The sequence below is a fragment of the Phyllobacterium sophorae genome, assembly GCF_003010965.1.
GTDB classification, from domain to species: domain Bacteria; phylum Pseudomonadota; class Alphaproteobacteria; order Rhizobiales; family Rhizobiaceae; genus Phyllobacterium; species Phyllobacterium sophorae.
Genome location: NZ_PGGM01000003.1, coordinates 283,179 through 298,477, shown reverse-complemented (window position 1 = coordinate 298,477; position 15,299 = coordinate 283,179). Strand labels below are relative to the sequence as shown.

Annotated in this window: 12 protein-coding genes; 10 read left to right on the top strand and 2 right to left on the bottom strand. The window is 57.1% G+C overall.

Annotation, left to right across the window (positions count from 1 at the left end):
• Positions 1-3 precede the first annotated feature (3 nt).
• From CU103_RS09240 to CU103_RS09210, 7 genes are all read left to right on the top strand, one after another.
• Positions 4-1,362: an LLM class flavin-dependent oxidoreductase gene (locus tag CU103_RS09240; protein ID WP_106663608.1), complete on the top strand. Its 1,359-nt coding sequence runs from the start codon at positions 4-6 to the stop codon at positions 1,360-1,362.
• A complete protein-coding gene (locus tag CU103_RS09235) occupies positions 1,362-2,543 on the top strand; it encodes a M20 aminoacylase family protein (protein WP_106663607.1) in 1,182 nt (393 codons plus the stop codon). Before CU103_RS09240 ends, CU103_RS09235 begins: the two co-directional genes overlap by 1 nt.
• Positions 2,544-2,567: 24 nt before the next feature.
• Entirely contained in the window at positions 2,568-3,110 is a 543-nt protein-coding gene (locus CU103_RS09230) for a GNAT family N-acetyltransferase (protein ID WP_106663606.1), read from the top strand.
• A gap of 255 nt (positions 3,111-3,365) precedes the next feature.
• Positions 3,366-4,409 (top strand): amino acid ABC transporter substrate-binding protein, encoded by a 1,044-nt coding sequence (locus CU103_RS09225; RefSeq protein WP_106663605.1) that lies wholly within the window; start codon positions 3,366-3,368, stop codon positions 4,407-4,409.
• A 19-nt stretch (positions 4,410-4,428) separates the two neighbouring features.
• Positions 4,429-5,634 carry an amino acid ABC transporter permease gene (locus CU103_RS09220; RefSeq protein ID WP_106663604.1) on the top strand — a complete coding sequence of 402 codons (1,206 nt, stop codon included), beginning with the start codon at positions 4,429-4,431 and terminating at the stop codon, positions 5,632-5,634.
• Positions 5,631-6,710: an amino acid ABC transporter permease gene (locus CU103_RS09215; protein WP_106663603.1), complete on the top strand. Its 1,080-nt coding sequence runs from the start codon at positions 5,631-5,633 to the stop codon at positions 6,708-6,710. Before CU103_RS09220 ends, CU103_RS09215 begins: the two co-directional genes overlap by 4 nt.
• Before the next feature lie 182 nt (positions 6,711-6,892).
• Positions 6,893-8,524 carry an ABC transporter substrate-binding protein gene (locus CU103_RS09210; RefSeq protein ID WP_106663602.1) on the top strand — a complete coding sequence of 544 codons (1,632 nt, stop codon included), beginning with the start codon at positions 6,893-6,895 and terminating at the stop codon, positions 8,522-8,524.
• 84 nt (positions 8,525-8,608) lie between these two features.
• Here the strand turns inward: CU103_RS09210 and CU103_RS09205 are convergent, their stop codons facing one another.
• A complete protein-coding gene (locus tag CU103_RS09205; RefSeq protein ID WP_146147770.1) occupies positions 8,609-9,025 on the bottom strand; it encodes a hypothetical protein in 417 nt (138 codons plus the stop codon).
• 452 nt (positions 9,026-9,477) lie between these two features.
• Entirely contained in the window at positions 9,478-11,274 is a 1,797-nt protein-coding gene (locus CU103_RS09200; RefSeq protein ID WP_245448684.1) for a dipeptide ABC transporter ATP-binding protein, read from the bottom strand.
• A gap of 178 nt (positions 11,275-11,452) precedes the next feature.
• Here CU103_RS09200 and CU103_RS09195 point away from each other — a divergent pair, with 178 nt between their 5' ends.
• Genes CU103_RS09195 through CU103_RS09185 form a run of 3 tightly spaced genes read left to right on the top strand, consistent with a single transcriptional unit; the run spans position 11,453 to position 15,299 of the window.
• Positions 11,453-12,811, top strand: coding sequence for an LLM class flavin-dependent oxidoreductase (locus tag CU103_RS09195; protein WP_106663600.1), 1,359 nt, complete (start codon positions 11,453-11,455; stop codon positions 12,809-12,811).
• 25 nt (positions 12,812-12,836) lie between these two features.
• The gene (locus CU103_RS09190) at positions 12,837-13,643 is read left to right on the top strand and encodes a DUF427 domain-containing protein (RefSeq protein WP_106663924.1); all 807 of its coding nucleotides are present in this window, start codon (positions 12,837-12,839) and stop codon (positions 13,641-13,643) included.
• Between the two features lie 12 nt (positions 13,644-13,655).
• A complete protein-coding gene (locus tag CU103_RS09185) occupies positions 13,656-15,299 on the top strand; it encodes an ABC transporter substrate-binding protein (protein WP_106663599.1) in 1,644 nt (547 codons plus the stop codon).

Genomic DNA, 15,299 nt, shown 5'->3' with positions numbered 1-15,299 from the left:
CAGATGAGCAAGAAACCTGTCCGGTTCGGAATCATGCTGCAGGGCCCGGGTAGCCACATGAACTCGTGGAAGCATCCAAGTTCACCGCCAGACGCAAGCGTCAACTTCCGTTTCTATGTGGAACAGGCGCAAAAGGCGGAAGCCGCCGGCATTGCCTTCGCCTTCATCGCTGACGGGCTCTACATCAACGAGAAATCCATTCCGCATTTTCTCAACCGCTTCGAACCGATCGCGATCCTTTCGGCACTGGCCGCGACAACCTCGAAACTCGGTCTGGTCGGCACATTGTCGACGTCCTACAGCGACCCTTTCACCGTCGCCCGGCAGTTCGGATCGATCGACAAGATCAGCAACGGGCGGGCAGGGTGGAACGCCGTCACCTCGCCGCTGGAAGGCTCCGGCAAGAATTACGGCCGCGAGCATCCTGACCACGCGCTGCGCTACGATATCGCCGAAGAGCACCTCGATGTGGTCAAGGGGCTGTGGGATTCCTGGGACGATGATGCCTTCATCCGCGACCGCGCAACCGGTCAGTTCTTCGTCAAGGCCAAGCTGCACAAGCTCAACCATCACGGCCGGTTCTTCACCTCGGAGGGCCCGCTCAATATTGGCCGCTCGCCGCAGGGCCAGCCCGTGGTTTTCCAGGCCGGCTCGTCCGATGACGGCATCGATCTTGCCGGCAAGCACGCCGATGGCGTCTTTACCAATCATGTGCCGATCGAGGAAGCACAGACCTTCTACCGCCGCGTCAAGGAGAGTGCCGTGGCGCATGGGCGCAAGCCCGGCGACGTGCTGATCTTCCCGGGCATCGCGCCCATCGTCGGCTCCACGGAAGAGGAAGCCGAAGCGAAATATCGCGAGATCCGCGATCTTGTCACGGTCGACGAGGCGCTGGCCTATCTCGGCCGCTTCTTCGATCACCACGATTTCAGCGCCTACCCGCTCGACGCTCCATTTCCCGAGCTAGGTGATATTGGCAAGAATAATTTCCGCTCGACGACGGATCGCATCAAGCGCAACGCCAAGGCGAAAAACCAGACCCTGCGTGAGGTCGCGCTGGAAGTGACAACACCGCGCAATGCGTTCACCGGCACGCCGGAAAAGATCGCCGATGAGCTGATCCGCTGGATCGAGACCGAAGCTGCTGACGGTTTCATTCTCGGTTTTCAGATTCTGGCGGCCGGGCTCGATGATTTCACCCAGTTCGTCCTGCCCATCCTTGAGGAGCGAGGTCATCACCGTTCCGTTTTGCCGGGCACCACCTTACGGGAAAACCTTGGTCTCCCGTTCCGCGAAAGCCGCTATGCGAGACAACCGGAAGCAGCACCGGAACGTGCTGCCGTCAAGGAGAATGCAGCCTGATGGGACGACAAGCGGACGACGCGGAAGCGAAGATCGGCGACTATCTCGATGAGGCGGTCGCGCTTCGCCGCGACCTGCATCGCCATCCGGAACTCGCCTATAACGAACACCGGACCAGCGAACTCGTTGCCGACAGACTGAGCGCCTGGGGCTATCAGGTTACCAGGGGCGTTGGTGGCACCGGCGTCGTCGGAACGCTGCAAAGCGGCAACGGCACCAGACGCCTTGGCATTCGCGCCGATATGGATGCCCTGCCCATTGCCGAGGCGACAGGTCTTTCCTATGCCAGCGGCAATGCGGGAAAAATGCATGCCTGCGGGCATGACGGCCACACGTCTATCCTTCTAACCAGTGCGCGCTATCTCGCCGAAACCCGCGATTTCTCCGGGACGCTCAATCTGATTTTCCAGCCGGCGGAAGAGGGCGGCGCTGGCGCACGCAGCATGATCAGGGATGGGCTGTTCAAGCGCTTTCCCTGTGACGCGGTGTTCGGCCTGCACAATTGGCCAGGCGTGCCGGCGGGGCAGTTCGGCTTCATCACCGGTCCCGCCATGGCCTCCGTTGATAAGGTCACCATACGCATTGTCGGCAAGGGCGGTCATGGAGCACGGCCACAGGAAACAGTTGATCCTGTCGTCGCCAGCGCCTCGCTGATCATGGCGCTGCAGAGCATCGTCGCGCGCAACATCGATCCGCTGGATGCGGCCGTCATCACAGTTGGCACCATTCATGCGGGCATCGCGCCGAACGTCATTCCCGACAGAGTCGAACTCGAACTGACGGTCCGCACCTTTCGCTCGGAAGTGCGCGAAAAGATCAGGGCCCGCATCAAGGCACTGGCCACGGCGCAGGCAGAAAGCTACGGAGCAACCGCCGAGATCGACTACCCGAGCGGCTATCCTGTCCTCGTCAATCACCCGGACGAGACCGAATTTGCGCGGCAGGTGGCGCTTGACCACTTCGGTGCCTCACGGGTCGAGAACGAGTTCCGACCGATTTCCGCCAGCGAGGATTTCGCCTTCATGCTGCAGGAAATTCCCGGCAGCTACCTCTTCATCGGCAATGGCGACAGCGCGCCTCTGCATAGTCCGCTTTATAACTTCAACGACGAGATCATCGGCCCGGCGTCCCGCTACTGGGTCAAACTGGCCGAGCAATACCTCTCCAATAATCCATCCTGAATTTCTAAACGGCACGAGGCAATCATGACTGATGTCTTTGTTTACACGACTCCAGACGACGAGCGCTCCCAGCCGCTCATCGAGGCTTTGATCCACGAATATGAAAGCCGCTACGGCGATTATTTCGGCGAACCGGCCCGCAATGAGCTCAGCCGTTACCCGGCCGAATATTTTGCCCCGCCGCACGGCGCTTTTCTCCTGCTGATCCGCGACGGCGAGACCATCGGCGGCGGTGCGTTCAAGCGTTATGACGGCCGGACAGCGGAGTTGAAGCGCATCTGGACCCATGCCGATCTGCGCCAGCAGGGATTGGCCCGCAAAGTGGTCTATGAGCTGGAGGCACAAGCGGCGCGCCAGGGCTATTCCCGCATCTATCTCACCACGGGATTCCGCCAGCCGGAGGCCACCCAGCTATACCTCCGTTCCGGCTATACCGCTCTTTTTGACGTCAACGTCGACCCGGAAATCTATGGCCACCTGGCTTTTGAAAAGGACATTAGCCACTTTACCGAAGGCTGCCTGATGGCGAGCGAAGGAACGGACATATTAAAGACGCATGCCGCTTGAGAATTCAGAGCAAGTACTCTTGGACGGCATTTGTTCAGATAAAAATAAAAGTTATACGTATTTTTTAAAGTGAAAAATTAAATCGATTTTATCGTATTTTGCGAGCAAGTTAATGCAAGTCGCACGCTGCAATCGCAAAACCATGTCTCCTGTCCGGCAGTGACTTCATTACTCTATCGATCGGGGCACCGCGGGGGATCGCACGATCCAAACTTGTCTGACCCGTCAAAAAATTGCCAACTGGAGAGATGGATAATGCGAACAGAAAACGGACGCCACAGGGTATGGCGAGCAACAGCAGCGGCAGGCCTGGTGGCCATCGCAACGTTATTTGCCAACGGTGTTCAGGCGGGGCCAACGCTCGACAAGATCAAGGAGCGTGGCACAATCAAGGTCGGTGTGGGCACGTCGCCCGGATTTTTTGCGCCCGACAGCAACGGCAAGTGGCAGGGGTTCTTTGTCGAGTTCGGCAGGGCTCTGGCAATCACTGTCTTCAATGATCCCGACAAGGTTGAATTCACATCGTCGTCGCCGCAACAGCGTCTGCCCGCACTTCAGTCGGGTGAGTTCGATATCTTGCTTTCCGGGGTTACTCAGACGGTCACCCGCGCCTTCAAACTCGGCTTCCATTTTGGTCCGACGATCTTCTATGACGGGCAGGGGTTACTGGTGAACAAGTCGCTCGGCGTTACCAAAGGCAGCGAACTCGACGGCGCGACGATCGGTGTGCAAAGTGGAACGACGGGTGAACTGAATATCGCTGACTTCTTCCGCAAGACTGGACATAAATTCACCCCGGTGACGATCGAGGACAGCAATGAATTCTTGAAGGCACTTGAGTCTGGCCGGGTGGATGCGTTGACGCAGGATGCTTCCGACCTCGCTTTGAGACGCACGCTGCTGGCAAAACCGGATGACTATGTCCTCCTCCCGGAACGCCTGTCGAAAGAACCGCTGGCTCCGGCAATCGCCGCCGGCGACGACCGCTGGCTGGAGATTGTCAACTGGACTGTCTATGCGACCATCCAGGCCGAAGAGTTCGGCATTACCAAGGACAATGTCGACACATTCCTGAACAGCGAAGATCCCGCGATCAGCCGCTTCCTGGGCACAGATCCTTCGCTCGGAGAAGCCATCGGCCTTGATCCCAAGTTCGCCTATAATATCGTCAAGACCCTCGGCAATTACGGCGAGATTTTTGATCGCACCATCGGCAAGGGATCGCCTGTCGGCTTTGAGCGCGGCTATAACCAGCCCTGGACGCAGGGCGGATTGCTTTATTCGCCGCCGTTCCGCTGAGACGGATGCTCGCAGTAGAATGTCTGCGGATTCAACGACACTGAAGCAATCAATGCCGGGTCCGAAAGGCTCCGGCATTTTCAACGCGTTTATGAGTTGGTGGGGCCATTATCCGGTGACCCAGTTTGCGGTCCTTATCGGGCTGCTGGCGATATTCTGGGCGATGGGATCGAACACGGTCCAGACCATGCACCGGTTGGGTATCACACCGGGTTTCGGCTTCCTGCATCAAAGCGCCAATTTTGCGATTGGAGAAAGCTTGATCGCCTATGCGCCGAGCGACACTTTCGGGCGAGCCGCGCTAGCGGGACTATTGAATACTATCGCAATAGCTCTCTCCGGATGTGTTCTGGCTACGGTAGTCGGCGTCTCTCTTGGGATAGCGCGGCTTTCCGGCAATTTTCTCCTGGCAGGCCTGGTCCGCTGGTATGTCGAAGTCGTGCGAAACACACCGCTTTTGCTGCAGTTGTTTTTCTGGAGTGCCGTCACACATGCGTTCCCCGCACCGCGCCAGGCGTTCAACCCGTTTGGCGTGATCTTTTTAAGCAACCGCGGTATCTCGGTTCCGAGTCTGCGAGTAGAGGGCCTTTCGATATCGGCTGTCGTGCTGTCGATCTTAATCGTTTTTGCGGCGGCCCTTTCTCTTGCACGCTACCGGACAGGGAAGCCAATAGAACGCATCGGACCTTGGGGTGTTGTGTTTCTTGCGTTACTGGGTTTCGTCGTGGCGTTCCTCTTCGGAGGAGCGCAGGCGAACATCGACGTTCCGGCACTTCGTGGTTTCAACATAACCGGTGGTCTTAATCTCACCCCCGAATTTGCCGCGCTGCTGATCGGACTGGTGGTAAATTCGTCCGCGACGATAGCTGAAATTGTCCGGAGCGGGATCCAGTCGGTACCCGCAGGGCAGTGGGAGGCTGCGCGTTCGCTCGGGTTGCAGCCGGGGAAGATCATGCGGCTGGTGATCTTGCCGCAAGCGCTGAGGGTCATCATCCCATTGATGACATCGAGTTATCTCGACCTCACAAAGAATTCCAGCCTCGCCGTCGCCATCGGTTTTCCCGATCTTGTCAGCGTACTCAACACCACTGCCAACCAGAGCGGTCAGGTCCTCGAGGCACTTGCGATTATCGTGGTGTCCTATCTCACGCTTAATCTTGCGGTGTCAGCAATCATGAATCGTTATAACCAGCGCATCGAAAGCCGGGGATTTCTCCCACGATGAATTCAGCGGTTGATCCTCTCGCCAGGAAAATGAAATGGCGGCAAATTTGGCAGAAATGGCTTTATGGTCTGTTCGGCACGCCCCTCAACACGTTGATCACCGTGTTCGTAGTTGCCTTGCTGTTCTGGACTGTCCCATCTCTCTTACGTTGGCTCTTCCTTGACGCCACTTGGACGGGTAGCGCCAAGGACTGCGCCTCGAACACAGGCGCTTGCTGGGCATTCATCGGTGCGAAACTTCGATTTATCCTTTTTGCCCTATATCCACCCGAACTGGATTGGCGTCCTACATTGGTAATTGGGCTTCTTGCTTCGTTATTGGTGATAACCGGGACGCCGAAGTTCTGGACCAGACATCTCGTCTATCTATGGATAGGAGTAGTCATCCTCATGTGGATGCTGATGGCAGGAACACTTGTCGGGCCAAAGGTGCCCACTAGCCGCTGGGGCGGATTGGCGCTGACATTGCTGATATCAGTCGTGGGCTTCGCCTGCGCTTTTCCGATCGCAATTCTTCTGGCGTTGGCCAGACGCTCCAAAATGGGCGGTCTGCGAACATTGTCCATCCTGTTTATCGAGACGGTCCGCGGCGTACCGATGATCGCCATTCTCTACGTCGCTATGTTGTTGGTACCGATGATGCTGCCTGCAGGATTTTCGCCGGATGCTCTGGTACGTGCACAGATCGGACTTACTCTATTCGTTGCGGCGTATTTGGCGGAAGTTATACGGGCGGGATTGCAGTCGGTGCCGCACGGCCAGGCCGAAGCTGCCTCCGCGTTAGGATTCGGCTATTGGCACATTGTCCGGCTGATCGTATTGCCGCAAGCGCTTCGCGCGGTCATTCCAGCTCTGGTCAATCTCGCCATCGGTATATTGCTCAATTCGACTCTCGTTGCGGTCATCGGCATCTTTGACCTGCTGAACGCTGCAAAAAACGCAGCGAACGATCCGGTCTGGCTCGGTTTCTATGACGAAAGCTATATCTTTGTGGGCCTGATTTATTTTAGCCTTTGCTATTCGGCTTCCCGCTACAGCCTCTGGCTCGAAAGACATCTGCGCGCGGTCAAATCTTAAAGCCTACGTCTTCCGAGGCTGATTCAGGATGCATAATTGCGTTTCACAAGTATAAAAAGAAATATTTGCCTAAGTATACTGATACTTAGGCTTTTAAATCCTCGAAAGGTTCTTTGTGAATGATACGTTGTTTGTTGGGCGCTTGCTCGGCCCTATTCCGTTCAAAGCACAAGGAAGTTCAAATGACATATTCTGATTCAAAGTCACGAAAACGATTGCTACGCCGAGCGAGTGCTTTGTTAGCAGCCGTATCAGCCGCCACCATTTTCTTGTCAGCATCTTACACCCCAGCAGTGGCGGAGACGCCCCCTGATACTCTTGTAGAAGCCTTTGCGCTTGATGAACTCATTACGCTTGATCCGGCCGAGGCGTTCGAAGTCTCTTCCGGGGAAATTACTGGCAACTCCTATGACCGGCTTGTGCGGCTGGACATTAACGATCCTTCGAAGATCGTGGCTGATATCGCCGACAGCTGGACGGTTTCCGACGACGGTCTGACCTATACGTTCAAGCTCAAGCCGGGCCTGAAATTCGCCTCCGGCAATCCGATCACCGCGGAAGATGTCGCCTGGTCCTTTGAGCGCGCTATCAAGCTCGACAAGAGCCCGGCGCTCATCCTGGCCCAGTTCGGCTTGAAGGCCGACAATGTCACTGAAAAGGCCAAGGCAACCGATCCTTCGACCTTTGTCTTCACGGTTGATCAGCCCTATGCGCCAAGCTTCGTCCTGAATTGCCTCACTGCGACCGTTGCTTCGGTCGTCGACAAGAAGCTGGCCTCCGAGCATGTCGTCAATGACGATTTCGGCAACGCTTGGCTCAAGACGGGATATGCTGGCTCCGGAGCTTGGAAGATCCGCGACTGGCGTGCAAACGAAATCATCGTTCTTGAACGCAACGACAATTATTACGGCACCAAAGCACCCCTCAACCGTGTCATTTACCGTCACGTCAAGGAAAGTGCCGCCCAACGCCTGCTTCTTGAAAAGGGTGATATCGATGTTGCGCGCAATCTCGAGTCGAACGACCTGGAGCAGGTCGTCAAAAACAAGAACATTGCCACGACCAGCGCGCCAAAGGGCACGATCTACTATTTCAGCCTCAACCAGAAGAACCGCAACCTCGCCAAGCCGGAAGTGCGCCAAGCCTTGAAATATCTCGTGGATTATGACGCGATCGGCGAAAAACTGATCAAGGGCATTGGTGAGATCCATCAGACCTTTCTGCCCAAAGGCATCCTCGGCGAACTCGATGATAACCCCTACAAGCTCGATGTCCAGAAGGCCAAGGCGCTCCTCGCGAAGGCAGGGCTGAAAGACGGTTTTTCGGTCACCATCGATGCCCGAAACACCCAGCCAGTCACGGGCATAGCCGAATCCTTGCAGCAGACGTTCGCCCAAGGAGGCGTCAAACTGGACATCATTCCCGGGGACGGCAAGCAGACGCTGACCAAGTACCGCGCCCGCACACACGACATCTTCATTGGACCCTGGGGAACGGATTACTGGGATCCGAACTCCAATGCCGATACTTTCACCAACAACCCAAACAATTCGGACGAAGGTACCAACAAGACCCTGGCTTGGCGCAATGCCTGGGATGTGCCTGACCTGACCAAGGAAACCAAAACCGCATTGCTGGAATCGAATGGCTCCAAGAGGGCAGAGGCCTATCGGGAACTTCAGAGGCAGGTTCTCGCCACCAGTCCCTTCGTGGTGCTTTTCCAGCAAACCGAAGTAGCGGCATACAGGTCGAATCTTCACGATTACAAGTTGGCCTCGTTCGGCCCCAATCCGTTGTCGACCATTTCAAAATGACCAGCAGGAGATCCGCGTACTATCACGGACCCGCTTCTACCACGCGGTAATTTTTGAGGGCGTTCGGATCTCCAGTACAAACGCTTAATGGTTTCTGATGACGTTCAAAAAGATTGTCGCGATGCTTGCCAGATGGCTGTCGCCGCCCTCCCGGTACGCTTGACGGCCCGCGGCCGCTATCGCATCGAACAAACGGTTTTCTTCGTCCGCTGTTTTGACGATTTCGTCGACGCGTTGTTTATTATCTTGCCCGTGTGGAAACTCTTTGTTCAAGTGGGTCACCAGCAATCGTCTCCGGCGTTCGATGTCATCCGTCATTGCGCTATAAAAGCCCCAAACAAACCAGGTTTCTCCGGTTTGCATGTCGACTTCACTGATTTGATTGCGCTGCCACTCGTGAAGCTTTGCTCGCTGTGCATCAGCTGTCCTGCTTGCCAACTCATAAGCCTCGCTGTCCGTCTTGCTGGTTCCGGATGTCATGGCAATCTCCAATAAAGCCATTCAGCTCGTCCAACCGCATCATAACAACAGGGAGCAGTTGTCGGCAACGTGCGGCTGCAAGCCGTCTCCCGCTCAACCTCGTCATGCGTCGTTTGCTGGCAAAGATTTCTGTTACTTAGAGCCGTTCTCTTAAAGTATCTTGGCCACCAAAACCGCGAACGCAACTCCTATGGCCAATACGGTCAGATATTTGATGGGACAAGAGTGACAAGACCACGCTGCCTCGTCGTCTCCGTCTAGATCGTCATATCTGGATAGGTCGTTCATATGCACTGGTTCCATTCCTGTTACTGCCGTCAAGCCCGGTGCCTATCATTCGCGAACAACACATTTTTGACTAGGAATAGGCTTTCAATGTTCGACCCTTGTCTAGAACTTCTTTGCAGTGGATTCGGAGTTCTCTCCAATGCGGGCAGGAACCCGGTGCCGACGTTTACGTAGGTCACGTGGATTCACAATTCAGTCGGGTCCCTCCAGCAGGCGATACTGTGGCTCTGATCCACCGTCCTTACGGGAGGAAGCGACGTGCCGCATACAAGGAGACTGCAGGGGCACTGAGCCACGTAGATACAGCCCCTTCCTTCACGCCCCTTAGCAGCAGCCATCCTCAGCGCTGAGGGAGCCGGTGCTGGGCTTTCGGCTGACGCTGCAAGAAGCTTCTTCGTGTAGGGATGGTTTGGTCCGTGAAAAATGGCGTCAGCGGCACCGACTTCGACAAGGTGGCCGCGGTAGAGAACGCCGATCCGATCGGCCATGTAGCGGATGACCCGCAAGTCGTGACTGATGAAGAGGTACGCGGTTTTTCGCTCACGCTGCAATTCGTTGAGAAGGTTGAGCACCGTTGCCTGAACAGAAACGTCGAGGGCTGAGGTCGGCTCATCGAGCACGACCAGTCTTGGCGACCCGGCAAATGCGCGGGCAATAGCGATCCGCTGGCGCTGTCCGCCCGACAGCGACCGTGGTTTCTGGTCTGTACCAAGGGACGAGAGGCGGACCGCGTTCAGCAGGCGACCGACTTGCGCCTGCAAGTCTGCGCGGCGTGCGCCAGCGAGACGCCTCAACGGGCGGCCCAGAATCCGTTTGAGCTTGTGGCGAGGATTGAGCGTGCGGTCGGGCGACTGGAACACCATTTGGGCGTCACGCCGTTCGGCGAACCTGCGCCGCTCGACCCGGTCGGCAACACGAGTGCCAAAAAGCTGGACCGATCCGGAAGAGGGAGGCTGCAACCCCATGATTATCCTGGCTAACGTGGATTTTCCGGATCCGGACTCGCCAATGAGGCCGAATGTTTCGCCTTGACCTATTTCGAGGTCGATGTCGTGGAGGACGGGGTGGCTGCCGAAATTCTGGCTGATGCCATGGCACTTTACGGCGACCGCCTCTGTCGTAGCGCTGATGTTTCCGCCCATCTGCGCAAGCTCGCCGGGCAATTGTCTTCCGCGGTTCGACCTTGGGATGCTGGCTAGCAGGGTTTTTGTGTAGAGGTGCCGCGGTCTTGTGAAGACCTCGCTGGTGTTGCCGGTCTCAACGACGGCACCCGCCTGCATCACGGCCACGCGATCACAGGATTGCCGGATGAGATTGATGTCGTGGCTGATGACCAGGATGCTTGTGTCCTTGCTCGACCTCAGTTCGCGGAGGATCGCGATGATTTCGGACTGAATGCTGGCGTCGAGGGCGGTGGTGGGCTCATCCATGATCAAGAGCGCGGGATCGAGCGATATGGCAATCGCAATGCTTGCGCGCTGCTGCATGCCGCCGGACAGTTCGTGGGGATATAGCCGTGCGACCCGCCCTGGGTTGATAATTCCGACACGTTCAAGGAGCGATAGCGCGCGCTCATGAGCAGCGTCGCGGCCGACCTTGGCATGCTGCACGATCGTTTCGACGATCTGTGCGCCTATGGTCATGCTGGGATTGAGCGCCGACCCCGGATGCTGATAGACCGCGGCAATACTGTTCCCGCGTAGTCGGCGCAGTTGGGGAGCCGAGAGGCCGTAAAGGTCGAGTCCCTGGAAGTTCAGCGCTGCAGACTGAAACCGGGCGTTGCTCGGCAGGTACCGCAAGGCGGCAAGCGCGACCGTACTCTTGCCGGAGCCCGACTCGCCCACCAGTCCGAAGGCCTCACCCGCTCCGATGCTCAGTGAAACATCGTTTACGGCCCTGAGACTCTTCTGACCGCTGCCGTAGGTCACGAAGAGCCGGTCAATCTGCAGCACCGGCGGGCGCTCATGGCTGTTCGGAACCACATTCTTCTCCCTATGCCTTCAAGGGGTAATCGCTTCTAACCTTGTGCCAAATTAACTCGACAATATTACTCGTGTTAAGGTTTGCGGCGTTCTATCTTTTTCGTATCGGGAGATTATTTGACCTCTTTCTGCGTTTTCGCAGGGCGTTCTTATCCCGAACAACAGGGAAGGAATTGCCATGGCCCTCAACCACATGATCCTCAGCGCTTTTTTCTTCAATCCGCAGGGTGACCACAGAATGTCATGGCGGCATCCTCGGGCACCCGGACGTGAGGTTTTTGATTTCGACTACTACCGCGAACTCGCACTGGTGGCAGAACGGGCGAAGATAGACACCCTGTTTCTTGCCGATCATGTCGCGATCTGGGATTCGGTAAGGAGCGGCGTTGCTCACTATGCCAATGCCCGTCTCGAGCCTCTCACACTTCTGTCGGCTCTTGCCGGCGTGACCCGTCATATCGGTCTCATTGCGACGGCGTCCAGTTCCTACAGCGAGCCCTACAACGTCGCGCGGATGTTTGCCTCACTCGACCACATCAGCAAGGGCAGGGCGTCGTGGAATGTTGTTACGTCCGCCATGGACGAAGAGGCGCAGAATTTCGGCCGGGATGGAAACATCGAGCATGCGCACCGCTACGAGCGCGGGGCTGAATTTCTCGACACTGTAAAAGCGCTATGGGACAGCTGGGAAGATGACGCCCTGCTTGTCGACAAAGAATCCGGATATTTCGCCGATCCCGACAAAGTTCACCCGATCAATCACAGGGGGCCGCATCTGAAAGTTCGCGGGCCTTTGAACGTGCCGCGCCCGCCGCAGGGGCACCCGCTGATCGTTCAGGCCGGGTCGTCTGAATCCGGAAAGGATTTCGCCACTGAACATGCGGACGTGCACTTCGCCATATTCCGCACCAAGGAAGAGGGCGTCCAATACCGCAAGGATATCAACCAAAGACTTGCCCGCCACGGCAGGCGTCCAGAGAGCTTCAGGATCCTGCCGGGTGTCCTTCCCATTGTCGCCGCATCCGAGGCCGAAGGAAGGGAGAAGCAGGAGTACCTGCAGACGCTGCTGCCAGACCAGGTCGGCATTGATCTTCTTTCGAGCTGGAGCGGTGTCGATCTTTCCTCATACCCGCCGGACGGACCGCTGCCGCCGCTGCCCGACGAGAGCACCTTCAATGGCGGGCGCACGTCACTCAATCGTGTCAAGGAATGGTCGAAACAGAACCTCACCTTGCGCGAAATCGCCCGAAAGCTCGCAAACAGCGGCTCGGTGCCGACCGCCGTCGGCCCACCGGAGCAAATCGCCGACCAGCTTGAGGACTGGTTCGTTTCGGGTGCCGCCGATGGATTCAACCTGATGTTCCCGCTGCTTCCCGAGGATTGGAACAATTTCGCCGAGAAGGTGGTGCCCGAATTGCAGAGGAGAGGCTTATTCCGCACCGAGTACGAGCCCGGAACGTTGCGTGACCGCCTTGGCTTGACGCGTCCGGCAAACCGCTTTGCCGAAGCGCGCGATCGCGCCCGCGCAGTCTCGTGAAATCCTGACGGAGCATCGTTCGACCATGACCACCGACCCTTCGCCCAAGCTTCAGCCGCGGGAACCGCTCACACCGCAGCTTGTCAACGTTCTGCACAGCCCCAAGCGCATTCGCGTTGAATTTGCCGGGAAAACGATCGCCGACAGCCGCGATGTTCTTGTGCTGAGGTCGAACCAGTTCCTGCCGACATATTTCTTTCCCGCCGACGCGGTGAAGCAGTCGTTGCTCAAAGCTTCCGGTTACAAAAAGCAGCATGTTGCTGGCGGCGAGACAAGATCCTGGGACCTCGATACGGGAGAGAGGTTTTCCGAGGGCGCAGCATGGTCCTTTGTGACGCCGCCCAACGAAACATTCGCGCCGCTCGTGGGCCGGGTGGCGTTCGACTGGAAAAGCGTTGACCACTGGTTCGAAGAAGACGAGGAGGTTTTCGTTCATCCGCGCGACCCGTATGCGCGCATCGACGCACTGCACAGCTCAAGCCACGTCCAGGTATGGCTGGAAAGTGAACTGATCGCCGACAGCCGCCGTCCTGTGCTCTTGTTCGAAACACATCTGCCGACCCGATTTTATCTGCCTGCGTCGGATGTGCGCCTTGACAGGTTGGTTCCGTCGGAATTGACGACGCGATGCCCCTACAAAGGCGTGGCGTCATATTGGTCCGCGCCGCTGAGGGATGGCTCTGTCCGTGAAAATGTCGCGTGGAGTTATAAGGATCCCATTCCCGAAATTCCGAAGATCAAGGGCCTGATCGCTTTCTATCCGCAGGCCGTGGATCGCATCCATCTCGATGGCACACCTGTTTCGTGGCCCGCAACCTCATCACCAAATTGAAGCGAGACCAACATGACCGAGCGTTCTGATATCAGTACCTTGCGCGACCTCTCAGGCGACATCTGGAATGTCGCCGTGGATGAATACGAAAAAGGTTTCCTCAAACGCCGCGATCTTCTGAAATATGCCGCTCTGATCGGCCTGACCGGATTCGCCACTTCGCAAGGATTGGGCATTTCCGGTTCTGCGCGAGCAGCCGGCGGGCAACAGGGCGGTACGGTCCGTGTCGCGCTCGACCAGCCAACGGCTGCGATCGATCCAATTCTCGTGACTGATCCCGCAAGCATCGCACTCATCAGCCAGGTCGGCGAGTATCTGTTGCTGGACGATCCGAAGGACGGACTGTTACCCAAACTCGCCTTGTCTTGGGAAGCCGACGAAACGGCCAAGACCTGGACGTTCAAACTGCGGCAGGGCGTCAAATTCCACGATGGCCGGTTTGTCACAGCAAAGGATGTTGTGGCGACGTTCGAAAGACTTGTCGATCCAGCCAGCGGCTCGTCCGCATTGTCGGCCTACAAGGGCTTACTCTCCAAGGGGGGCACACGCTACGTTGACGAACAGACCGTCGCTTTCGACCTCGACTCTCCCAATAGCAATTTCCCGTTCTATGTGTCGTCGGATGTGGTAAATGCCGTTATATTGCCCGCAGACTACAAGGGTGACTTCGAAAAGACATTCATCGGCACCGGTCCGTTCAAGCTTGACGCCTTCCTCCCGAAGCAGGGGGCAAGCTTCGTGCGCAATGCGGATTATTGGGGAGAGAAGGCCCTGCCGGACCGGGTGGAGATCAAGTTCTACAACGATCCCCAGGCCCAGGTTCTTGCGCTGCAGGCAGGACAGCTCGACGTCATCCCCTATACACCGCGGTCAGCTTTGGCGGTCGGCAGCAATCCGGCCTACAAAATCATCAGCGTTCAGGCGAGCACCCATGATGAAGTGCATCTGCGAACTGATCAGCCGGTATTCGAAGACAAACGGGTGCGCCGCGCGCTGGCACTTACCATCGACCGGGAGGCAATCGTAAAGGGGCTGCTCAAGGGGCGTGCGATCGTCGGCAACGACAGCCCCTTTGCACCGGTGTTTTCGTCGACCGATCCATCAGTACCGCAGCGTAAGCAGGACATTGGAGAAGCCAAACGACTGCTTGGCGAGGCGGGTGTGGCGAACGGCTTTGAGGTGACCCTCACGACTGAGCGCGCCTACGACATTCCGGACTATGCCGTTCTCATTCAGAACTTTGCCAAGAAGGCGGGTATTGATATCAAACTGAACGTGCTGCCGCAGGATGCCTACTACGGCTCGGCAACCTTCGGCAACTCGCCATGGCTTGACTCGGTTCTGGGCATTACCGATTTCGGGCATCGCGGCACGCCCGATATATTCCTCAATGCAACGCTGAAGAGTTCAGGAACATGGAATGCCGCCCATTTCAACAACCCCACCTATGACGCGCTGCTGCTGGATTACAGCAAGGCGCGGGACCTGCAGGCGCAGCGCATCGCGGCAGGCAAGATTCAAAATCTGCTCCTCGATGAGACGCCACTGATCATCAGTTATTTCTCGCAGTACAGTCGCATCACGAGCTCGAAGGTCGACGGAGTCCGGTTCACCGCGATATCCCACCTCCTTCTTGATCGTGTCTCATTCGCCTGA

Bases quoted from the DNA above. Each gene is read 5' to 3' on its own strand.
- CU103_RS09210 (WP_106663602.1), top strand. From the start codon at position 6,893: ATGACATATTCTGATTCAAAGTCACGAAAACGATTGCTACGCCGAGCG.
- CU103_RS09205 (WP_146147770.1), bottom strand. From the start codon at position 9,025: ATGGCTTTATTGGAGATTGCCATGACATCCGGAACCAGCAAGACGGAC.
- CU103_RS09225 (WP_106663605.1), top strand. From the start codon at position 3,366: ATGCGAACAGAAAACGGACGCCACAGGGTATGGCGAGCAACAGCAGCG.
- CU103_RS09240 (WP_106663608.1), top strand. From the start codon at position 4: ATGAGCAAGAAACCTGTCCGGTTCGGAATCATGCTGCAGGGCCCGGGT.
- CU103_RS09195 (WP_106663600.1), top strand. From the start codon at position 11,453: ATGGCCCTCAACCACATGATCCTCAGCGCTTTTTTCTTCAATCCGCAG.
- CU103_RS09190 (WP_106663924.1), top strand. From the start codon at position 12,837: ATGACCACCGACCCTTCGCCCAAGCTTCAGCCGCGGGAACCGCTCACA.
- CU103_RS09215 (WP_106663603.1), top strand. From the start codon at position 5,631: ATGAATTCAGCGGTTGATCCTCTCGCCAGGAAAATGAAATGGCGGCAA.
- CU103_RS09235 (WP_106663607.1), top strand. From the start codon at position 1,362: ATGGGACGACAAGCGGACGACGCGGAAGCGAAGATCGGCGACTATCTC.
- CU103_RS09220 (WP_106663604.1), top strand. From the start codon at position 4,429: ATGTCTGCGGATTCAACGACACTGAAGCAATCAATGCCGGGTCCGAAA.
- CU103_RS09185 (WP_106663599.1), top strand. From the start codon at position 13,656: ATGACCGAGCGTTCTGATATCAGTACCTTGCGCGACCTCTCAGGCGAC.
- CU103_RS09230 (WP_106663606.1), top strand. From the start codon at position 2,568: ATGACTGATGTCTTTGTTTACACGACTCCAGACGACGAGCGCTCCCAG.